Annotated in this window: 20 protein-coding genes; 10 read left to right on the top strand and 10 right to left on the bottom strand. The window is 72.6% G+C overall.

Going from position 1 to position 19,733, the window contains the following annotated elements:
• Window positions 1–27 precede the first annotated feature (27 nt).
• From TNCT1_RS00665 to TNCT1_RS00635, 7 genes are all read left to right on the top strand, one after another.
• Window positions 28–2,799 carry a nitrate- and nitrite sensing domain-containing protein gene (locus tag TNCT1_RS00665; protein ID WP_235902239.1) on the top strand — a complete coding sequence of 924 codons (2,772 nt, stop codon included), beginning with the start codon at window positions 28–30 and terminating at the stop codon, window positions 2,797–2,799.
• Window positions 2,796–3,293, top strand: coding sequence for a roadblock/LC7 domain-containing protein (locus TNCT1_RS00660; protein ID WP_143626999.1), 498 nt, complete (start codon window positions 2,796–2,798; stop codon window positions 3,291–3,293). Before TNCT1_RS00665 ends, TNCT1_RS00660 begins: the two co-directional genes overlap by 4 nt.
• Window positions 3,290–3,700, top strand: coding sequence for a DUF742 domain-containing protein (locus tag TNCT1_RS00655; protein ID WP_143626997.1), 411 nt, complete (start codon window positions 3,290–3,292; stop codon window positions 3,698–3,700). Before TNCT1_RS00660 ends, TNCT1_RS00655 begins: the two co-directional genes overlap by 4 nt.
• A complete protein-coding gene (locus TNCT1_RS00650; protein ID WP_143626995.1) occupies window positions 3,681–4,328 on the top strand; it encodes an ATP/GTP-binding protein in 648 nt (215 codons plus the stop codon). Before TNCT1_RS00655 ends, TNCT1_RS00650 begins: the two co-directional genes overlap by 20 nt.
• 24 nt (window positions 4,329–4,352) lie before the next feature.
• The gene (locus tag TNCT1_RS00645) at window positions 4,353–5,606 is read left to right on the top strand and encodes a styrene monooxygenase/indole monooxygenase family protein (RefSeq protein WP_143626993.1); all 1,254 of its coding nucleotides are present in this window, start codon (window positions 4,353–4,355) and stop codon (window positions 5,604–5,606) included.
• A gap of 316 nt (window positions 5,607–5,922) precedes the next feature.
• Window positions 5,923–6,225: a hypothetical protein gene (locus TNCT1_RS00640; protein WP_143626991.1), complete on the top strand. Its 303-nt coding sequence runs from the start codon at window positions 5,923–5,925 to the stop codon at window positions 6,223–6,225.
• Window positions 6,226–7,124: 899 nt separating this feature from the next.
• Window positions 7,125–7,886, top strand: coding sequence for an aminoglycoside adenylyltransferase family protein (locus tag TNCT1_RS00635; RefSeq protein ID WP_143626989.1), 762 nt, complete (start codon window positions 7,125–7,127; stop codon window positions 7,884–7,886).
• Between the two features lie 64 nt (window positions 7,887–7,950).
• On the opposite strand, the gene TNCT1_RS35450 is transcribed toward TNCT1_RS00635, so the two are convergent.
• On the bottom strand, window positions 7,951–8,091 hold the full coding sequence (locus TNCT1_RS35450; protein ID WP_160160369.1) for a hypothetical protein: 141 nt from the start codon (window positions 8,089–8,091) through the stop codon (window positions 7,951–7,953).
• Between the two features lie 55 nt (window positions 8,092–8,146).
• On the opposite strand from TNCT1_RS35450, the gene TNCT1_RS35445 reads away from it, so the two are divergent.
• Window positions 8,147–8,320 (top strand): hypothetical protein, encoded by a 174-nt coding sequence (locus TNCT1_RS35445; RefSeq protein WP_160160368.1) that lies wholly within the window; start codon window positions 8,147–8,149, stop codon window positions 8,318–8,320.
• Here TNCT1_RS35445 and TNCT1_RS00625 read toward each other — a convergent pair.
• The 4 genes from TNCT1_RS00625 to TNCT1_RS00610 form a co-directional block, all read right to left on the bottom strand.
• Window positions 8,299–9,357 carry a C40 family peptidase gene (locus TNCT1_RS00625; RefSeq protein WP_143626987.1) on the bottom strand — a complete coding sequence of 353 codons (1,059 nt, stop codon included), beginning with the start codon at window positions 9,355–9,357 and terminating at the stop codon, window positions 8,299–8,301. The two genes, TNCT1_RS35445 and TNCT1_RS00625, sit on opposite strands and share 22 nt — an antisense overlap.
• A gap of 111 nt (window positions 9,358–9,468) precedes the next feature.
• Window positions 9,469–9,771 carry a hypothetical protein gene (locus tag TNCT1_RS00620; RefSeq protein WP_143626985.1) on the bottom strand — a complete coding sequence of 101 codons (303 nt, stop codon included), beginning with the start codon at window positions 9,769–9,771 and terminating at the stop codon, window positions 9,469–9,471.
• A gap of 10 nt (window positions 9,772–9,781) precedes the next feature.
• Window positions 9,782–10,435: a TetR/AcrR family transcriptional regulator gene (locus TNCT1_RS00615; RefSeq protein WP_143626982.1), complete on the bottom strand. Its 654-nt coding sequence runs from the start codon at window positions 10,433–10,435 to the stop codon at window positions 9,782–9,784.
• Window positions 10,436–10,555: 120 nt separating this feature from the next.
• On the bottom strand, window positions 10,556–11,494 hold the full coding sequence (locus tag TNCT1_RS00610) for a diiron oxygenase (RefSeq protein ID WP_143626980.1): 939 nt from the start codon (window positions 11,492–11,494) through the stop codon (window positions 10,556–10,558).
• A gap of 121 nt (window positions 11,495–11,615) precedes the next feature.
• Here TNCT1_RS00610 and TNCT1_RS00605 point away from each other — a divergent pair, with 121 nt between their 5' ends.
• Both TNCT1_RS00605 and TNCT1_RS00600 read left to right on the top strand, forming a co-directional pair.
• The gene (locus TNCT1_RS00605; RefSeq protein ID WP_143626977.1) at window positions 11,616–12,725 is read left to right on the top strand and encodes a ferritin-like domain-containing protein; all 1,110 of its coding nucleotides are present in this window, start codon (window positions 11,616–11,618) and stop codon (window positions 12,723–12,725) included.
• Window positions 12,726–12,761: 36 nt separating this feature from the next.
• The gene (locus tag TNCT1_RS00600) at window positions 12,762–13,649 is read left to right on the top strand and encodes a hypothetical protein (protein ID WP_308789268.1); all 888 of its coding nucleotides are present in this window, start codon (window positions 12,762–12,764) and stop codon (window positions 13,647–13,649) included.
• Here TNCT1_RS00600 and TNCT1_RS00595 read toward each other — a convergent pair.
• The 5 genes from TNCT1_RS00595 to TNCT1_RS00575 all read right to left on the bottom strand — a co-directional run bounded on the left by TNCT1_RS00595 (window position 13,633) and on the right by TNCT1_RS00575 (window position 19,550).
• A complete protein-coding gene (locus tag TNCT1_RS00595) occupies window positions 13,633–14,118 on the bottom strand; it encodes a DUF3291 domain-containing protein (protein ID WP_143626973.1) in 486 nt (161 codons plus the stop codon). The two genes, TNCT1_RS00600 and TNCT1_RS00595, sit on opposite strands and share 17 nt — an antisense overlap.
• A 67-nt stretch (window positions 14,119–14,185) precedes the next feature.
• Complete coding sequence (locus TNCT1_RS00590; RefSeq protein ID WP_143626971.1) at window positions 14,186–15,637, bottom strand: penicillin-binding transpeptidase domain-containing protein; 1,452 nt, start codon at window positions 15,635–15,637, stop codon at window positions 14,186–14,188.
• Between the two features lie 226 nt (window positions 15,638–15,863).
• Window positions 15,864–17,225, bottom strand: a complete 1,362-nt coding sequence (locus tag TNCT1_RS00585; RefSeq protein ID WP_143626969.1) for an FtsW/RodA/SpoVE family cell cycle protein — start codon at window positions 17,223–17,225, stop codon at window positions 15,864–15,866.
• 328 nt (window positions 17,226–17,553) lie between these two features.
• Entirely contained in the window at window positions 17,554–18,795 is a 1,242-nt protein-coding gene (locus tag TNCT1_RS00580; protein ID WP_143626967.1) for an ATP-binding protein, read from the bottom strand.
• On the bottom strand, window positions 18,795–19,550 hold the full coding sequence (locus TNCT1_RS00575; protein ID WP_143626965.1) for a hypothetical protein: 756 nt from the start codon (window positions 19,548–19,550) through the stop codon (window positions 18,795–18,797). The genes TNCT1_RS00580 and TNCT1_RS00575 overlap by 1 nt, the downstream gene beginning before the upstream one ends.
• Between the last annotated feature and the right edge of the window lie 183 nt (window positions 19,551–19,733).

Below are 19,733 nucleotides of genomic sequence, written 5' to 3'. Positions count from 1 at the left end.
CAGACGAGTTCAGGAATGCGAGCACCGGTGCAGAAGAAGTGGCCTCGGCGCACAGGCAGGCGGACGGCCGGCGAAGGGGACGTCGAGCAGACCCCCGTGGGCACCGGCCGGCCCCGTCACGTGCGCACCCGGCTGATCGTCGCCGTGGCCGTGGTGGCCGCCGCCATCGCCGGAGCGGGAGCACCCTCCCTGCTCACCGCCTCCCAGGACGTCAGTGACTCCCAGGAACTGGTGACCCTGTCCGCCCGTACCCAGGACGCCCTCGCGCTGGCGCACTCGCTCGCCGACGAACGCGACGAGGTCACCGCCTACATAGCCGCGGGCCGCCCCAAGTCCAAGGCGCCCACCGAGCAGCGCAGCGCCCGCGTCGACCGCCAGGCCGAGGACCTGCGTGCCGACCCGGACACCCCGGCCGGCCTGCGCGCCGACCTCGACCGGATCGCCGCCGTCCGGCACGCCGCCCTCACCGGCAAGTCCGACGCGCTGCAGACCCACCAGGCGTACTCCGCCACCATCACCGAACTGCACCGGCTCGCCGGCGAACTGGCCGACCGGATGCCGCCGCGGGCCGGCGCCGGCGGCCACGCGCTCGCCGAACTGGACTCCGCCGTCCAGCAGTCCGCCGCCGCCCGCGGCCTGCTGCTGGCCGCACTCGGCGTCCCGTCCACCACCCGGACGGTGATCGACCCCGTCACCGGGCTGCCCGCCACGTCGAGCGAGCCCACCGAGGAGGGGCGCAAGCAGCGCGACGCCCTCACCGCCGCCGCCCAGCAGGCCCGGCTGCGCGCCGACGCGGCCCTCGCCGACTTCCGGGAGACCGCCCCCAAGCCGTCCGTCGCCGCGTACGACTCCACGGTCACCGGTCCCGAGGTCAACTCCGCCGACAAGTACCTCGCCGCCCTCACCGACCAGCCCACCCTCACCGGCAGCGAGCCCGCCACCAGCGCCAGGAAGCTGGACGCGGCCCTGTCCGCCCGGGTGGACCTGATGCGCGGCGCCGAGTCGGCCCTCTACGAGCACCGCACCAAGGACCTCGAACGGCTCCGCGACGACGACGTCACCGCGCTGGAGATCCGCGTCGCCGTCCTCGGCGCCCTCATGCTGCTCGCCGTCGGCGTGGCCACCGCCATGGCCCGCACCCTCACCCGCCCGCTGTCGGTGCTGCGCCGCGGCTCGGCCCGGCTGGCCGAGGCGGAGGACGCGGCCGGCCAGGAACCGGTCGCCTTCACCGGCCGCAACGACGAGTTCGCCCAGGTCGTCCGCTCGGTCAACGCCCTGCACGCGCGCGCCGCCACCCTGCAGGAGCGGGTGGCCACCCTGGAGACGGACCGCAAGCACCTGGTCGGACAGCGGCAGAAGATGGCCGACGCCCGCGAGGAACTGCGCGCCGAACTCGACGCCAGCGCCGCCCAGATCGAGCGGCTGCGCACCAGCATCGGCGGCACGTTCGTCAGCCTCGCCCTGCGCACCCTCGGCCTGGTCGAGCGGCAACTGGCCGTCATCGAGGGCCTGGAGGAACGCGAACAGGACCCGGAGCGGCTCTCCACCCTCTTCAAGCTGGACCACTTCGCCACCGTCATGCGCCGGCACAGCGAGAACCTCCTGGTCCTGGCCGGCACCGAACACGTCCAGCCGCACCACGGCCCGGTCCCGCTGGTCGACGTGGTCCGCGCGGCGGTCAGCGAGATCGAACGCTACGAGCGCGTCCGCATCGCCGCCCTCCCCCCGCACGCCCACGTGGTCGGCTTCGTCGCCGACGACCTCTCCCACCTGCTCGCCGAACTCATGGAGAACGCCGCCTCGTTCTCCCCGCCGGACCTGTCCGTCGAGGTGTCCGGCTGGCTGCTGGAGTCCGGCGAGGTCATGCTGTCCGTCCAGGACGAGGGCATCGGCATGGCCACCGACCGCCTGGACCGCCTCAACACCCGCCTCTCCGAGTTCGACCCCGAGTCGCCCTACGACCAGGAGGGCGAGGACGGCCTCGGTCTCGGCCTCTACGTCGTGGCCCGCCTCGCCCACCGCCACGGCATCCGCGTGCAGCTGCGCGAGCAGAAGCAGGGCGGCATCGCGGCGGTGGTCGTCCTGCCCCGGACCCTGCTCGCCGAGGCCCCCGCGGCAGCGGCCCCGCGCCCGGCCGGCCTCTCGGACACCCAGAGCTTCTCCCTCCCCGGCGCCGACGCCGAGGCCAACTCCAACGTCCTGCACGCCCGCACCAAGGACACCGACCCCCTGGTCGCCCTCGCCGAGAAGGCGGCCCGCGAGGCGGAGGCCGAGGCGGAAGCGGAGGCCGAGGCGGCGGCGAACGCCGGGGCCGAGGCGGAGGCCGGTCCGGCCGAGGACACCGAGGTGCACACGCGGGCGGAGGCGGAGGAGCGGACCGCCGAGCAGGCCGTGACCAGGCCGAAGGAGCCCGCGGAGACCTTCGCCGAGACGACGATGGAGCTGCTGCTCCCGGAGGTCGCCACCCAGCCGGCGGCCACCGACGGCGAGGACGCCCCGCTCGGGCCGCCCGCACCCGACGACGACACCACCACGCGTGGCGCGGGTGGGACCGAACCCGCCGCCACTGAGGGCGAGGCGGTCACCAGCAAGGGCCTGCCCAAGCGCACACCCAGGATCACCGCTCCCGCCGCCGACCAGCCCCGCCGGCGCGGCACGTCCGTCGACGCCGAAGCCCTCCGCCGCAGGCTCGGCGGGTTCCGCCAGGGAGCGCGGGCCGGCTACCGGGACGTCGAGGCGGAGATCGCAGAACGTACCGATGAGACCACGGGGGGCACCGTCGAGGAGGCAAGCAGTTGACCGCGCCCAGTACCTTCGGACTGAGCAGTGAGGCACGCAACCTGCACTGGCTGCTGACCAACCTGGTCGAGGAGGTCCCCGGCATCCAGTCCGTCGCCGTGGTCTCCTCGGACGGCCTGCTGCTCCTGTCGTCCGACCCCGGCCACGCCGAGCAGACCCGCCGGTCCCGCCCGGTGAAGGGGCCCAAGGGCTCCGCCGCCGACCTCGCGACCATCGTCTCGGGCATCGGCAGCCTCACCGTCGGCGCCGCCAAGCTGATGCAGTTCGGCGGGGTCAAGCACACGATGGTGGCGATGGACGAGGGCAGCCTGTTCGTGATGTCCATCAGCGACGGCTCGCTGCTCGGCGTGCACGGCTCCGCGGAGTGCGACATGAGCGTGGTGGCGTACCACATGGCGCTCTTCGTCGGCCGGGCCGGCCACGTCCTGACCCCCGAACTCCGCAGTGAGCTGCGCAAGTCGCTGGAAGCCGAGTCGACGGGGAGCGCCCGATGAGCGGCACACCGAACAAACTCCCGGTGCGCGGCGGCGGCCGCAAACCCGCCCGCGTGCGCCCCTACTCGCTCACCGGCGGCCGCACCCGCTTCGGCCACGTCCTCCTCGTCGAGACCTTCGTGGCCGCGCTGGAGGCGCCCGAGGAGCGCAAGGAACTGACGAACGGCTCCCTCACCACCCGGGTCATGCCGGAGATGCGGGCCATCGTCGAACTGTGCCGCCGTATGCGCACGGTGGCCGAGATCGCCGCGCTGCTGAAGATGCCGCTCGGTGTGGTCCGCGTGCTGCTGAGCGACCTCGCGGACCAGGGAAAGATCCGTGTGTACGGCACCGGCACCGGTCACGGCACCGGCCGCCCGGACCGCGCTCTGCTGGAAAGGGTGCTGAGTGGACTCCGCCGTCTCTGACGCCACGGGCGTCGCCCCCCTCGTCGCCGGGTTCAGCGAACCCGACGAGGACCTGAAGGCCTGGCAGCAGGACCGCACGCAGGCCCCCATAGCCACGAAGATAGTGGTGGCGGGCGGCTTCGGCGTCGGCAAGACCACGCTGGTCACGGCCGTCTCGGAGATCACGCCGCTGCAGACCGAGGCGCTGATGACCGAGGCGAGCGAGGGCACCGACGACCTCACCGCCACCCCGGGCAAGTCGACCACCACCGTGGCCATGGACTTCGGCCGCCTGACGCTCGACGACGACCTGGTGCTCTACCTGTTCGGCACACCGGGCCAGCAGCGGTTCTGGTTCATGTGGGACGACCTGGTGCGCGGCGCGATAGGCGCCGTCGTGCTGGCCGACACCCGCCGCCTGAAGGACTGCTTCCCCGCCCTGGACTACTTCGAGAGCTGCGGACTGCCGTACGTCGTCGCGGTCAACCACTTCGACGACAGTGAGCTGTTCGAACCGGAGGACGTACGCGAGGCGCTGACCATACCCGCGCACATCCCTGTCATGATCATGGACGCGCGGCGCCGGATCTCGGCCATCGAGACCCTTCTGGCCCTGGTGGGCCACGCGCTGGACGAAACCCCCGAGTAGTCCCGACCTAGGAGCACCACCCGCATGCGGAAGATACTCGTCGTCGGAGCCGGCCAGTCCGGACTCCAGCTCGCCCTCGGCCTGCAGTCGCACGGCTACGAGGTCACCCTGATGTCGAACCGGACCGCGGACGAGATCCGCTCCGGCCGGGTCATGTCGACGCAGTGCATGTTCGACACCGCCCTGGGACACGAGCGCGACCTCCAGCTGAACTTCTGGGAGACCCAGGCCCCGCGGATCGAGGGCCTCGGCGTCTCGGTCGCGGCCCCCGGCTCCTTCGACCCGGGCCCCTCCCAGCGCGCGATCGACTGGGTGGGCAAGCTGGACGGGTACGCGCAGTCCGTCGACCAGCGGGTGAAGATGGCCGGCTGGATGGAGACCTTCGCCCAGCGCGGCGGCCAGCTCGTCATCCACGGCGCGGCCGTCGGCGACCTCGACTACTTCTCCCGCGCCTACGACCTGGTCCTGGTCGCCGCGGGCAAGGGCGAGCTGGTCTCGATGTTCGCCCGCGACCCGGAGCGCTCCCCGTACAGTGAGCCGCAGCGCGCCCTCGCGGTGGCCTACGTGCACGGGCTCGGCCCGCGTCCGGAGCACCCCGACTTCGACGCCGTCCGCTGCAACCTCGTCCCCGGGGTCGGCGAGCTGTTCATCATGCCGACCTTCACCACCTCCGGCCGCGCCGACATCCTGTTCTGGGAGGGCGTCCCCGGCGGCCCGCTCGACGTCTTCAACGGCGTCAAGGACCCGGCCGAACACCTCGCCCTGACCCTGCGTCTCATGGAGAAGTTCACGCCCTGGGAGTACGCACGGGCGACGAAGGCCGAGCTGACGGACGCGGGCGGCACCCTGGCCGGCCGGTACGCCCCCACCGTGCGCAACCCCGTCGGCCGCCTGCCCTCGGGCGGCCTGGTCCTCGGCGTGGCCGACGTGGTCGTCGCCAACGACCCGATCACCGGGCAGGGGTCCAACTCCGCGTCCAAGTGCGCCGCCGCGTACCTCGCCTCGATCCTCGAACACGGTGACAAGCCGTTCGACGAGGACTGGATGCGCGCCACCTTCGACCGGTACTGGGCCACCGCCCAGCACGTCACCAAGTGGACGAACGCCATGCTGGCGCCGCCGCCGGAGCACGTCCTGAACCTCATCGGCGCGGCCGGCCAGCTCCAGCCCGTCGCCGACCGCTTCGCCAACGCCTTCAACGACCCGGCCGACTTCGAGAACTTCTTCTACGACCCCGAGAAGACGTCCGCCTACCTGGCCTCGGTCGCCGGCGCCTGACGGGCCTCTGACCTGGGCTCCGGCCGTCGTCGTCTGTCGCTGTCGGGCGACGTCGGCCGCCCTCGCACGGCCCACAGACGGCCCCGGGGATACCTCTCCGGGGCCGCTGGGGTTACTGGTGTTCAGCCCCTCGATGCGAACTACGGGCACCAAGGTCGCTGAGGCCCACGGAGCTGGTCGACCAGTCGCCCGGGATGGACAACGGTCGTCCGGGGTCGCAGCGGTCGCTGTACTGCACTGCTGTACAGCGACGTCGCTGCAGCTGGAACGGGGGCGCACCAAGGTTATGGTTCGCGATGCTCCGGATCGGTGAGTCATGGATCTGTCAGAGTTTCTCGGCAAGGCCGTGGCCGTCCTCGAAGCTCCGCTCGGACGTGCTGACCGCGAGCAGGGCTGGACTGACGAACTGCGTCGGGAGATCCAGGAAGAGATCTCGATCAGCCGCTCAATCCTGCGGCGTCATGGGCCTCGGGCCGTCAGGTACCTGCGTCCTCGCCTTGATGAGTGGATGGCGCACGAACTCGTGCAGCCGGGACGCCTCCACGATGTGGTCATGGATGTGCAGACTCGCATCACTGAGGCTCGCGATGCTGCTCGTCACCCGACTGAGCAAAGCTGAGCCAGAGGCAGATCGAGCTGCGGCTCCGGGGCCGCTGAGCTGCTAGGTGCGGTCGGACCCGCAGCAGCGCCAGTTGGGAAGATCGCGCAACCGGGTCCGGGCTGACCTGGCAAGAGGCTGACCTGCGAATGTCCGGGCGACTCGCTGACGTTCCCCGCTGTTCCCCGCCTGTGGCCGCCCGGTCGGGCACCCAGGGGGCAGGCGTGGCCTTCTCCCTGCCTCCCAGGCCGCGAGTGAGATTCTGTCCTTACTGAGCCGGCTCGGCGCTCACGCGCTCGGCGGAGTCTCACGAGCCCAGTCGAAAGGCATCGGCGCGCCCTGCGGGATCACCCAAGGGTGGGGATAGCGAGCGTGACAACCGGGGCAGCGCGCGACGAACGGACCGACCTCGGGGTTCGTGAGAACGCTGTAGTGGCTGGAGGGCTGAGCCGGGAGCATGTACCCGTTCGCCGTCGTCTCCAAGCCGGGCCACTGCGACGAGCATCGGCACGGGCGCTCTACCGCGAACGGGTCGCCGTCAGGAGTCCTGGCCGTGGTCTTGAAGAGCTTGGCGAAGTTCTCGCGTATCGACACGGCGGCCGGCCTCCCTGTCACTGCGCCCGACTCTCGGGTCCCCAGACAGTAACCGAGGTCGGCGGAGTCAAGGCACAGGCTTTCACAGCCACGCGGCAGCAGCGGGCGTCACCCCGCAGCACCAGTTCGGAAGATCGCGTACGCGGGTTGCCGCTGAGCCGGCCTTCCGCTGACCTGCCGTTAGGGCCTGCGACCCCCGCTGTTCCCCCTTGTGTCCCATCGGCTACCGCCTCCAAGGGCCCGCGGGGGACACGCCTGACGTCCCCCTGCGGCCCGCTTGAGAGAAACGCAGTGCAGTCCGCCGGATCACAAGAGACGCTGCTGCGGTGAATCAGGTGGAAAAGATCGCGAGACTGGTAGACGCCGTGCTGGGCCGCAAGGCCATCGGCGCCTACCTCCACGGCTCCGGGGTGCTCGGTGGACTCAGGCCGGCCAGCGACGTGGACGTGCTGGTCGTCTCCCGGCGGCCGATGGACGCGCAGGAACGACGGGCGCTCCTCGGCGCACTGCTGCAGATCTCCGGCTCCCGGAACAGGGCCCGCCCGGTCGAGCTAACCGTGGTCGTCCAGTCCAGGGTCCGGCCGTGGCAATACCCGCCGACCTGCGACTTCCTCTACGGCGAATGGCTGCGCGCCGAGTACGAGGCCGGCACGGTCCCTCAGCCGGAGCCGATGCCCGACCTGGCCCTGCTCATCACCATGGCGCTGTTCGGCGACCACCCCCTCACCGGCCCGCGCCCCGCCCAGGTCCTTGACCCGGTCCCGCAAGCCGACCTGATCCGGGCGAGCATGGCGGGTGTCCCGGGCCTGCTCGACGGCCTGGACAGCGACACCCGCAACGTCCTGCTGACCTTCGCCCGCATCTGGAGCACCCTCGCCACGGGCCAGATCAAATCGAAGGATGCCGCTGCCGACTGGGCCCTCGCCCGGCTCCCGCCCGAGCATCGGCCCGTCCTCGAACACGCCAGGCAGCTCTATCTCCACTGCCCCTACTCCGAGGAGAGCTGGAGCGACGCGCTGCGGGCGCGGGTGCGTCCGCATGCGGACCGCGTGCTGGCCGAGATCGACCGGCTGGCCGCCGGCGACTAGGGGCGGCCCTCGCCCGCGAACGCGGTGCGGCGAATGAGGATGACGGGTGTGCCCGCGGACACGCTCAGCTGAGGCCCTCCTCGGACACGCTGACTTGGTCCACCCCGAACGCCCGGTTCTCGATCCCGCCCGACTGCGTCGCCTCGCGCAGGGAGTCCGCGATCCGCCGGCACCTGGGCCGGCGGTCGCCGTCGGTGTTGGCCATTCCGGGGCCCTGAGAGGCCGTATCGGGCGGCCTCTCCTGAATGAGGGATGTGCTCATGCCGTCTTTCAGGACCGATCTGTCGACCGCTGTGGTGTTCGTGGCGAGCGCGCCCGCGCCGAAGCCGGCCAACGCCAGGACCGGGGAGCGCGCGATGGACCGGGACCGCAGGGCCGTGGGCTGCCTCTCCGACCCCGAGAAGACGTCCGCCTACCTGGCCTCGGTCGCCTGATCCGGCGGGGGGCCGTCCGGGCGTACGGCGCCGAGGACCGGAGCGGACGCTAGCGGGGAGACCTCGATCCGCCGGCCCGGTCTCGGCGCCTGCACGACCCGGCCGCCCCCGACGTACAACGCCACGTGCGTCGCGCCGGGGAAGTAGACGACCAGGTCACCGGGGCGCAGCCGGTTCAGCGGGACCTTCGGCAGCCGGGCCCACTGCTCCTGGCTGGTGCGCGGGATCGGGGTGCCGGCGTGGTCCCAGGCCTGCGAGGTGAGACCCGAGCAGTCGTACGACGTCGGGCCCTGCGCCCCCCACTGGTACGGCTTGCCTACCTGGGACAGGGCGTAGCGCACGGCCCGGTCGCCCTCGCCGGTCGGCGGACTGTCGTCGCCGAGGGCGCCGGAGGTGGCGAGCCGCAGCTGTGCCTGGTCGACCCCGGTGCGCTCCACCGCGGCGAGCCGCTCGGGGGTCAGTGAGGCGAGGAGCCGCTCGACCTCGCGGAGTCTGGCCGTGACGTCGGCGCGCTGCCTGCCCTGCTTCCCGGTGAGGGTGAGCTGCTCGTCCAGTGCCTTGCGGGCCGCCCTGGCCAGCGCGTCCCGCTTCCGCTCGGCGTCGGTGAGCCGGTCCACGGTCTCGGCGCGCTCGCGGGTGAGCCGGCCGATGACATGGCCCTCGTCCAGCGCGTGCTGCGGATCGCGGGCGAGCAGCAGACGGAGGTAGGGGGAGAGGTCGCTGCTGTTCTGGTACTGCTGCCGGGCCAGGCGCCCCGCGTCGCCCTGACTGCCCCGCAACGCGAGCCGGGCGCGGGCCAGTTCGCCGTCGAGGCGGGTCACCTCGGCACGCTGCCGCTTCAGCCGCTCCGCGGTCGCGTTGTAGGACTCGGTGGCCTCCTCGGTCTGCCGGTAAAGCCGCTGAAGGTCCGTCAGCAGCTGGGCCACCGACTGCTGCGGCTGCGGTACGGGGGCGGCTGCCACCGCCGGCGCGGGCGCGAGGGCGGCCTGGGCGGCCACCGCGGCCGTACAGGCCAGGCGCAGGAGCACTGCTGACACGTCATCACCTCCGGTACGGAGCGGACGGACCCTCCGTCCGCGTCCGCACGGTGATATTCAGACGTGTTCATGGGCTTGTGTGCCGATTGTGGGCCGGACGGCCCAATGTTCTCACCCGGCCGGGTCGTCCGGCTTGCGGGAGGGCGCTCCGTCCGGCTTCGACCAGGGCCACCTGAGCCGCTCCTCGGGCGCGCCCTGCGGGTCGTAGCGGTACTTCCAGCCCCGCACCAGACCGAGCCGCTTGCTGTGCCCCCTCGGCTCGCGCCGGTAGACCAGCACGGTGGGCGGGCCGCCGGCCGCGTCCGGCACCGGGACGCGGTAGGTCTTCGGGGGGTGGCCGGTCACGCCCAGCAGCACCGGCAGCACGCGCCCGTCCAGGGGTCCGCCCTCGAACGGGGTGTCCTCGCTCTTCACGGAACCGTCCTCAGCCTTCCTCGGCGAGTGCGCCGACCAGGTCCGCCGTCTGCGGGTCCCGGCCCGCGGTCACCGTGAGCACAGCCACGAACTGCTCGACCAGCCAGTCGCGCAGCTCCCCGGCCGGCGGCTGCTTGTCCTCGTCCAGCCAGATCAGCGAGGCGGCCTCCACCGCCGTGATCCACGTCCGGACCGTCATGCGCAGGCGCGGGCCCGGCGCGCTGACGCCGAGGTGGCTGTAGATGTGCTCGGCCGCGGCCCGCCGTACGCCGTCCACGATGGCCGTGGTGCGGGAGGTCTCCACCACGCTGCCGCCCTGCAGCAGCGCGCTGAAGCCGGTGCCGTGCTGGTCGACGAAGGCCAGGTAGCGGTCGAGCGCGCGGGACAGGCGGGGCAGCAGGGGGCCGTTGCGGGGCTCGTCGAAGCACTGCTGGAGCTCTTCGCCGGCCGACCTGAGCGCGGCCTCGTAGAGCTGCTGCTTGCCGCCGGGGAAGTACCGGTACACCAGGGGACGGGAGACCCCGGCCGCCTCGGCCACGTCGTCCAGCGAGACGTCCTCCGGCGCACGGTGGGCGAAGAGCGAGAGGGCGGCGTCGAGGAGCTGACTGCGCCGCTCCTCGACGCTGAGCCGGCGGTAGGCGGGGGTGGCGGCCTGCGGGGTCATGCCAAGCAGCGTAATCGGACCGTGAAGAAGTCGCGCAGGCGCGGCCACACCCGGCCGCGCCCGCCCGCCGCCCGCGCCCCGCGCGCGAGCGGGCGCGGGGCGCCCCCGCGACCGTCCCCCCTAGGCCAGCAGCCCGGAGGACTGCCACAGCCGGCGGCCCGCGCCCCGCAGCACGCCGATGTCGTCCAGGAAGTCCGTGAGCCGCTTGGCGCCGGTCTGCATGACCTCCCGCCGGTGCCCGCTGGCCTTCACCTGCGCCATCGCCTCCCGCTTGTCCAGGCCCACGTTGGTGTAGACGTCGGGGTTGACGAACGCCACCGAGAACACCCGCGCGAACTCGCCGGAGGTGACCCGGGTGAACTCCTGCGACCACTTCGGCGCCGTCAGCATCTGGCGCCGCAGTTCCTCACGCGCGTACCGCACGTGCCGGGCCTCCTCCACCACGTGGATGCGCGTGACACCGCGGATCAGCGGCTGCACCCGCTCGTCCGGGAAGGTCAGGCGCTGCATCCAGTCCAGCACCTCCTCGCCGAGCAGCGTGGCGGTGAAGGAGCCGGGCGTGGTGGAGATCGTCTTGAACAGCCGGCCCAGGTTCTGGTGGGCCCGGCTCACCGGGTACCAGGGCGTCCCGCCGTGCGAGATCAGCCGCGCGAACATCTTCGAGTGCCGGCACTCGTCCTCGATCTCGGTGAGGGCGTACCGCACGTGCGCGCTCGTCGCCGCCTTGTCGTAGATGTGCCGGACGAGGAGCTGCATGAGGATCAGCTCGAACCAGATGCCGAGCGAGGCCAGCGCGGCGGCCTCGTGCTGCGAGAGCAGGATCCGCTGCTCCTCGCCCATCCGCTTCCACAGCGGCGTGTCGTACAGCGAGACCAGCTCGGGCGGCCAGAACCACTTGCCCTCCTCGAAGGGCGCGTCCCAGTCCAGCTCCTTGTCCGGGTCGAAGGAGTGCTTGGCGGAAGAGGCGAGCAGTCGTTCGGCCACCTGTTCGCGGTCCTTGAGCAGGCCGAGCGCGTCGCGCAGTCCGTCCAGCGCGTCCGCTTCCGTCAGGGTCGTCATGGCTCCCTCACCTCGTTACCCGGGGGTACGTTCCGCTTCTTATAAGACTGCCTGTCAGCAAGCGCGTCAATCCCTCGCGCACGACTTGTTGACCCGGCCCCCGCGTGTGAGCCTGCGAAGTATGCCGACGCGCGACCTGTACACCGACGGGCCGGGAGACTCCCCCTGGCAGGTGCCCGCGAGCGGCGCGGCCAGGTTCACCTGGGAGTACGACGAGGGCCGTGACCGCCTGCTCGCCCTCTACCAGAAGGGCAAGGACAAGCAGTGGGACGGGCAGCGGCGCATCGACTGGGAGCTGGAGGTCGATCCGTACGACCCGCTCGGCACCCCCGAGGAGGCGATGTCCCTCTACGGCACCCCGCACTGGGCGAAGCTCACCGACCGGGACAAGGGCGAGCTGAGCAGGCACTACGCCTCCTGGCAGTTCAGCCAGTTCCTGCACGGGGAGCAGGGCGCGATGGTCTGCGCGGCGCGGATCGTGGAGTCGGCGCCCGACCTGGACGCCAAGTTCTACTCGGCCACCCAGACCATGGACGAGGCCCGGCACGCCGAGATCTACAGCCGCTTCCTGCACGAGAAGATCGGGATGCTCTATCCGATCGACGACAACCTCCGGTCCCTGCTCGGCGACACCCTGCGCGACAGCCGCTGGGACATGCCCTACCTCGGTATGCAGGTCCTGATCGAGGGACTGGCGCTGGCCGCCTTCGGCATGATCCGTGACACCACGGACAAGCCGCTGCCCCAGCAGATCCTCGCCTACGTCATGCAGGACGAGGCCCGGCACGTGGCCTTCGGCCGCATGGCGCTGCGCGACTACTACCGGCAGCTCACCGACGCCGAACTGCGCGAGCGCGAGGAGTTCGTCATCGAGGGCTGCTATCTGATGCGGGACCGGCTGCGCGGCGTCGAGGTGCTGGAGAACTTCGGCATCCCGCGCGCCGAGGCCGAACGGATCAGCGAGGACTGCGAGTTCCTCAGGCTCTTCCGCAAGCTGCTGTTCAGCCGCATCGTGCCCTGTGTGAAGGACATCGGCCTGTGGGGCCCGCGCCTGCGACGGGCCTATGCCGACATGGGCGTCCTGGAGATGGGCGACGCCGGCCTGGACCTGCTCATGGCGCGGGACGAGGAGATCGCCGAGCGGCTGGACGCGGAGCGCTTCGCCGCCGAGGAACGGGAGCGGGTGGCCGAGGTGGAGGAGGCGATCGAGTCGGGGGCGGCCGAGGCCTGAGCCCCACCCCCTGTGCAGTACCGTTCTGGCGTGTCCATGCCTCCGCCGCCCCAGCACCCGCAGCACCCGTACGGCCAGCAGCCTCCCGGCCCTTACGGCCAGCAGCCTCCCGGCCCTTACGGCCAGCAGCCCCCGCCGCCTCCGGGCCCGTACGGCCAGCCCCCGCAGGCCCCGCCGCCCCCCGGCCCGTACGGGCAGCCCTCACAGGTTCCGCCGCCCCCCGGCCCCTACGGCGCCCCCTACCCGCAGCAGCAGCCCTATCCAGCCTGGGGCGTGCCGCCGATGGGACCGCCTCCCAGGAAGAGCCGGGTCGGTCTGGTGCTCGGGATCGTGGGCGGAGTCGTGGCCGCCGGCATCGCGGGACTCGTGCTGCTCGGAGCGGCGCTGGAGAGCGGCTTCCCCGAGGCCGAGCACGAACTGGCCCTGCCGCAGAAGCTGCTGGACGAGAAGTACGAACTCGCCGAGGACCTCTCCGGCACCGAGGGGCAGAAGGTCGAGGACGAGGCCGACGGCGCCTGGGACGCCAAGGACATCAGCGCCGTGGTGGGCCGCTACAGCCCGGGCGGCGACGACACCAAGGGCATGCTGCTGGTCTCCGGTATGTACGGCAGGTTCAAGAACGAGGCGGACGTCCGCAGCGGCATGCTCAAGGGCGCCGGCGAGGCCGACGGCGTGACGGTCGCCGAGCCTCCGCGGGACGTCACCCCGGCTGGCGCGGACACCACCATCGCCTGCGAGGTGCTCACCCAGAAGCAGGCCCTGGTGACGATCACCTACCCGGTCTGCAGCTGGGCGGACGGCAACACCGCGGCCGTGGTGGGCGAGGTCGACCTGCGGCGCAAGGACACCGCCGGCATCGACCTCGAGACCGCCGCCCGCAACGCCCTGCGGATCCGCGCCGAGATGATCAGGCCGGCCGGCTGACCGCCGTCCCCTCCGGGGCGGAGAACGAGGCACGCAGCGTGAAGGCGTACGGCGTCGGACCGTGCGCCCTCAGGTGCAGCAGCCGCTCCTCCGCCTCGGCGACATCGGGACGGTGCCCCTCCGGCACCCACCACAGGGCCGTCACCGCGTCCCCGGGACGCTCGAACCACTCCCGGCGCCGGGCCAGCAACTCCCGGTGCAGTCCCCGGTACATGAACGCGCCGAGCGCGTCGGTGTCCCGCCACACCGACATGTTGACGATCAGCCAGGCGTCGCCCATGAAGGCGATGTCGGTCGCGTTGCCCGAGTCGCCCTGCAGCCGCCAGACGAAGCCGTCCGCGGCGTCCGCCACCGCGTTCACCGGGTCGAGACCGTCGACGAAGTCCTTCAACTGAGGCGAGCCCAGAGGGTACTTGAGCCGGGCGATGTTCACCTGGGCGAGCTGGTGCACGGGCCCCGAATCCGTCATGACCGGACGTTATGCCGACCGTCGCCGCGGCCGGTACCCCCGTCTCACAGGCCGAGAACCGCCCGCATCACAGGCCCAGAACCGCCCGCATCACGTCCTTCGCGATCGGCGCCGCGTCCCCGCCGCCGCTGATCTCGCCGCGGTCCGCCGAGGCGTTCTCGACCACCACCGCCACCGCGACCTTCGGCTCCAGGTCGCCGTCCGCCTGCGCCCACGAGATGAACCAGGCGTACGGCACACCGGCGTTGCCGAGGCCGTGCTGCGCGGTGCCGGTCTTGCCGCCGACCACGGCGCCGGGAATGGCCGCGTTGGTGCCGGTGCCGTCCCGCACCACGTCGGTCATCAGCTCCCTCATCAGGGCGGCCGTCGACGGGCGCATCACCTGCCGGTCCGGCCGCATCCCGCCGCCGGAGAGCGCCTCACCGTCCCGGCGGGCCGTCCCCTCCACCAGGTACGGCGTCCGCAGCCGGCCGCCGTTGGCGACGGCCGCCGCCACCATCGCCATCTGCAGCGGAGTCGCCCGGGTGTTGTACTGCCCGATCGAGGACAGCGCGAGCTGCGCCTTGTCCACATGGGTGTCGAAAGTGCTGGGGGACACGGCGAAGGGGACCCGCAACCGCCTGTCGTTGAAGCCGAACGCCCCTGCCGTGCCCGACATGCCCGTCACCCCGACGTCCACGCCCAGCTTGGCGAACACCGTGTTGCAGGACCACTTGAACGCCTCCCGCAGTGAGGCGTCCCTGCAGCCGTCGGCCTCGTTGGTCAGCCGGGTCCTGGTGCCGGGCAGCCGGTAGGGGTCGGGGGAGCGGGTGAGCGCGTCCAGGTCCCGCACCACGCCCGCGTCCAGCGCCGCCGCCGCGGTGACCACCTTGAACGTCGACCCCGGCGGATACGTCTGCCGCACCGCCCGGTTGAGCATCGGCTTCTCCGGGTCGTGGTTGAGCCGGGCCCACGCCGACACCGCCGCCTCGCTGTTCCCGGACAGCTCCGCGGGGTCGTACGACGGCGTCGACACCAGCGCCAGGATCCGCCCCGTCGCCGGCTCGATCGCGGCCACCGCGCCCTTGCGGCCGTGCAGCCCGTCGAACGCCGCCCGCTGCGCCTTCGGGTCCAGGGTGGTGAGGACGTCGCCGCCCGAGGTGGCGCCCCGCGTCACGTCGGTCCACAGCGGCAGCGGCGCCAGATCGACGCCGGAGAGGACCCCGTCCTCGGCGTCCTCCAGGAACGTGGTGCCGTAGAGCTGGGAGGCGTGCCCGGTGATCGGGGCGTACAACGGGCCGTCCCGGTAGGTGCGTTCGTAGCGGAGCTGCTCCCCGGTGTCCGTGGAACCGGTGACCGGCTCACCGCCGACCAGGATGTCGCCGCGCGGCTGTTGATAACGGGCGATCGTGGCACGGCGGTTGGCCGGGTTGCCCTCGTAGACGCCGGCCTGGAACACCTGCACCCGGGCGGCGTTGGCCAGCAGCGCCGTCAGCAGCAGGGCGCAGAACGCGGAGGAGTGCCGGATGTACCTGGTCATGGGCCGCCCGCCGCCGTACCCGGTCACCCCGCAGCCCGCCCCTCGCGGTCGGCAAGGGGGCGCCGACCGGCGCGTCCGGCCGTGGCTTCACGCCTGCCGTGCTCGGTTGTGGCTCCGCGCCTGCCGTGCCCGGCCGTGGCGCCACACCCTCCGCGTCCGGCTGCGGCTTCACGCCCGCCCTGCCCGGCCGGACGGCTCTCCGCCCGGCCCTCGTTCATGCCGCAGCTCATGCCGCCTCCCGCCCGTCGTACTGGCTGCGGGCCGAGTCGCTGACCCGGATCAGCAGCGCCACGATCGCCCAGTTGGTCACGACCGAGGAGCCGCCCTGGGCGAGGAACGGCATCGCCATGCCGGTCAGCGGGATCAGCCCGGTGACCCCGCCCGCGATCACGAACACCTGCAGTGCCAGGAGCGAGGCCAGTCCGACCGCGAGGAGCCGCCCGAACGGCTCGCGCAGGGCGAGACCGGCCCGGTAGCCGCGCTCCACGAGCAGGGCGTACAGCAGGAAGATCGCCGCGAGACCCGCGAGGCCCAGCTCCTCCCCGGCCGTCGCCAGGATGAAGTCCGACTTGACGGCGAAGCCGATGAGCACCGAGTGCCCGAGCCCGAGACCGGTGCCGAGCACCCCGCCCGCCGCGAAGGCGAACAGGGACTGCGAGAGCTGGTTGGGGCCCTGCCCGGCCTCGATGGTGGCGAACGGGTGCAGCCAGTCCTCGATCCGGCCGCCCACGTGCGGTTCGAGCCGGCCGACGGCGACCGCGCCGAGCACGGCGAGCAGCAGCCCCACCGCGATCCAGCCGGTGCGGCCGGTGGCGACGTACAGCAGCACGACGAACAGGCCGAAGAAGAGCAGCGAGGTGCCGAGGTCCCGCTCAAGGATCAGCACGCCGACGCTGAGCAGCCAGATCGCCACGATCGGGCCGAGCACCCGCCCGGTCGGGAACTGCATCCGCCACAGCCGCCGGCCCGTGTAGGCGAGCGCGTTGCGGTTGGCGGCCAGATAGGCGGCGAAGAACACGGCGAGCAGCACCTTCGCGAACTCGCCCGGCTGGATGGAGAATCCGCCGATCCTGATCCAGATGCGCGCGCCGTTCACCGCGGGGAACAGGATCGGCAGCAGCAGCGCGACGAGCGCGGCGACCACACACACGTAGGAGTAGCGCTGCAGCACCCGGTGGTCGCGCAGCATCAGCACGACCAGGATGAACAGCCCCACCCCGAGCGTCGACCACACCAGTTGGGCCGGCGCCGCCCGGTCGTGCGGTGTCTCCAGGTCCAGCCGGTAGATCAGCACCAGGCCGAGCCCGTTGAGCAGCACGCCGATGGGCAGCGGGAGGGGATCGGCGTACGGCGCCCGCTTGCGGACCACGAAGTGCGCGAACAGCGCGAGCACCCCAAGACCGGCACCGTAGCCGGCGGCCCCCGGTGGCACCCTGCCGCTCCTGGCCAGGCCGACCGCGCAGTAGCCGTACACGGACAGCAGGACGGCCAGCACGATCAGCGCGAGCTCGACGCCACGGCGCCGGGGCAGCCGCACCCCGTGCGCGGGCGCCCGGGGCTCGGCCACTGCGGTTCCGGCCTTGGTCATGTGCGGAACTTACCCAAACAGGACACTCCGACCGGGCAGGCTCCCCGAGCGGCGGAACGCCCGGGTGGGTGGGGGACGTGGCAGCGGCGGCTGCGCCGCGCGGGCACGGCGAGCGTCCTGGGCTCGGTGACGGTTCCGGCCTCGGTGACCGGCCCGGTCCCGGCGAGCGCATCAGCCCTGGCGACCGCGGCCGGCAGCGAACCCCAGCATGGGGCCCGCGGCTCGCGTCTCGCGGGGGGCCCCGAGTTCTCGCCGGCCTCACGCCTCCGACACGGGCCCGCAGTTCCGTAGCGCGCGCAGAACCCTTGGCCCCGAGCCCTCCCCGGCCTCACGCCTCCGGCAGTGTCAGTGTCGCCACCGCGCCGCCGTCCACGGCGTTGGAGAACGTCAGCCGGGCGCCCAGCACCTCCGCCTGCCCGGCCGCGATGGTCAGGCCCAGCCCGTGGCCCTTGGCGCCGCCCTCGGTGCGGAAGCGCTGCGGGCCGTGCGCCACCAGGTACCGCGGATAGCCGTCCCCGTGGTCCCGCACCGTCACCACCGGACCGTCCACCGTCAGCACCACCGGCGCCCGCCCGTGCTTGTGGGCGTTCGCCACCAGGTTGCCCAGCACCCGCTCCAGCCGCCGCCGGTCCGTCTCCACCCGCGCGTCCCGCACGACCCGCACCTCGGTGTCCGTCCCCGACGCCCGGACCACCCGCCCGGCCAGCGCGCCCAGTTCCTCGAAGTCCAGCTCAAGGCGCTCGCGCCGGCTGTCGAGGCGGGAGATCTCCAGCAGGTCCTCGGTGAGCGTGCGCAGCGCCGCCACCCGGTCCCGGACCAGCTCGGTCGGCCGGCCCGGCGGCAACAGCTCGGCGGCCGCGTGCAGCCCGGTCAGCGGGGTGCGCAACTCGTGCGCCACGTCCGCGGTGAACCGTTGCTCGCTCAGCAGCTTGCCCTGCAGCGAGGACGCCATAGAGTCCAGCGCGGCGGCCACCGCGGCCACCTCGTCCTGCGGCCGCGTCGGATCCTGGGCCCGCGGGTCGTTCACCCGGGCGTCCAGGTCGCCCGCGGTGATCCGCCGGGCCACCCGCGCGGTGCCGTGCAGCCGCCGCGTCACCCGGGTCACCGCGAACGCGCCGACCAGCACCGTCGCCCCGATCGCCAGCGCGGACGACCACAGGATGGACTGGTCGAGACCCGCGATCGTGCGGGCCTGCTGCGAGTAGTCGACCTCCACCGCGAGCGCCCGGTGGCCGTCGGCCGGACCCGCCGCCCACATCGTGGGCCGCCCCTGGTGCGAGGAGACCATCGTGCCGCGCTTCCCGGCCACCGCCAGCGTCCGCAGCCGCCCGGGCAGCCCCTCCGGATCCAGCCCGGCGCCCGGCAGCAGCGCGTCCCCGGCCTCGTACGCCGCCGTGGCGTCGTCCAGCCGGGACAGCGCCAGGTCACGGGCCCGGCCGACGGTCTGGTTGGTGACCGACACATGCACCAGCACCCCGAGCAGCGCCGCCAGCGCACAGCTCATCACCGTGATGAACGCCGCCGCCTTCACCGCCAGCGCCCCGGCCCACCGGGGCAGCGCGAGCCTCATCAGCCACCGCTCGCGGAGGGGCCGGCGGACGCCGGCGCTGACGGGGCGGGCGACCGGGACGGCTTGCGTCCGTGCGGAACCCTGCCGGTGCGCAGGAACTCGTCCCTGGAGAACACCATGGCCCGCCGGTCCGGATCCCAGACCCAGGTGGTCCGGTACTCGTACCCGGCGGTCCCGGCCGGAGAGCGCTCGATCAGGGCCCGGCCGGCCAGCTCCACCCCGATGATCGCGTCGTTGTCGCTCAGCACCTGCACCAGCCGGTGCTTCTCCACCGTGTAGACCCGCACCGCGGTCTGGTTGGTCGGGTAGAGACGGAAACCGAGCGTCATCTCGTCCCGGCCGTCCCCGGTCAGATCCCGGTAGTACGCCTTGAGCAGCGGACACCGCGCCGGCACCCCGCCCGGCTCGCACTCCCGCACCCGGTCCACCGTCGCGTGGTAGGCCCCCTTGGACCCGTAGTCGTCCGGGTGCGCGGCGATCTCCGCCCGGACGACGTCCACCGGATCGACCTTGCGGATGTCGTCACCGGGCACCGGGACGCCCTTGACGATCTCCCGGGTCGCCACCGAGTACGGGTAAGCGGGGCTGGACGCCGGACGCAGATCCGGCCAGAGCCGTGCCGGGCTCACCGCGGTCGGCGTCGCCCCGGCGGCCTCCAGCCCGCCCCGGTCCCCGCAGCCGGCCGCGGCCACCGACAGCAGGGCGGCGACGGCAGCGGCACGTGCGGTGTGACGGGCTGGCCTACGGACTGACACGGGGCTCCTGCTCCTCGGGCTTCTGAAGTCTCTGGCGGTTCGGCGGACGGCGAGGGCGAGGGGGACGCCCGGGGCCGGTACACCCTAATGCGTAACTCGTAGGAAAGTCCTTTTTGCGCCTTCCCGCCCCCTCGGACCGGGACCCGTCCGCCGAGTCCGACCGTCTTCTTGCCGTGGCCGCGC

Origin of the sequence: Streptomyces sp. 1-11, assembly GCF_007176755.1 — a bacterium.
In the GTDB taxonomy this organism is placed as follows: Bacteria; Actinomycetota; Actinomycetes; order Streptomycetales; family Streptomycetaceae; genus Streptomyces.
Note: the sequence above shows the minus strand (reverse complement) of the source record. Positions and strands in the feature narration are given on the sequence as shown.

Excerpts from the sequence above, each read along its gene's own strand:
- TNCT1_RS00655 (WP_143626997.1), top strand. The coding sequence starts at position 3,290 with ATGAGCGGCACACCGAACAAACTCCCGGTGCGCGGCGGCGGCCGCAAA.
- TNCT1_RS00645 (WP_143626993.1), top strand. The coding sequence starts at position 4,353 with ATGCGGAAGATACTCGTCGTCGGAGCCGGCCAGTCCGGACTCCAGCTC.
- TNCT1_RS00640 (WP_143626991.1), top strand. The coding sequence starts at position 5,923 with ATGGATCTGTCAGAGTTTCTCGGCAAGGCCGTGGCCGTCCTCGAAGCT.
- TNCT1_RS35450 (WP_160160369.1), bottom strand. The coding sequence starts at position 8,091 with ATGGCCAACACCGACGGCGACCGCCGGCCCAGGTGCCGGCGGATCGCG.
- TNCT1_RS35445 (WP_160160368.1), top strand. The coding sequence starts at position 8,147 with ATGCCGTCTTTCAGGACCGATCTGTCGACCGCTGTGGTGTTCGTGGCG.
- TNCT1_RS00615 (WP_143626982.1), bottom strand. The coding sequence starts at position 10,435 with ATGACCCCGCAGGCCGCCACCCCCGCCTACCGCCGGCTCAGCGTCGAG.
- TNCT1_RS00610 (WP_143626980.1), bottom strand. The coding sequence starts at position 11,494 with ATGACGACCCTGACGGAAGCGGACGCGCTGGACGGACTGCGCGACGCG.
- TNCT1_RS00605 (WP_143626977.1), top strand. The coding sequence starts at position 11,616 with ATGCCGACGCGCGACCTGTACACCGACGGGCCGGGAGACTCCCCCTGG.
- TNCT1_RS00600 (WP_308789268.1), top strand. The coding sequence starts at position 12,762 with ATGCCTCCGCCGCCCCAGCACCCGCAGCACCCGTACGGCCAGCAGCCT.
- TNCT1_RS00595 (WP_143626973.1), bottom strand. The coding sequence starts at position 14,118 with ATGACGGATTCGGGGCCCGTGCACCAGCTCGCCCAGGTGAACATCGCC.
- TNCT1_RS00590 (WP_143626971.1), bottom strand. The coding sequence starts at position 15,637 with ATGACCAGGTACATCCGGCACTCCTCCGCGTTCTGCGCCCTGCTGCTG.
- TNCT1_RS00585 (WP_143626969.1), bottom strand. The coding sequence starts at position 17,225 with ATGACCAAGGCCGGAACCGCAGTGGCCGAGCCCCGGGCGCCCGCGCAC.
- TNCT1_RS00580 (WP_143626967.1), bottom strand. The coding sequence starts at position 18,795 with ATGAGGCTCGCGCTGCCCCGGTGGGCCGGGGCGCTGGCGGTGAAGGCG.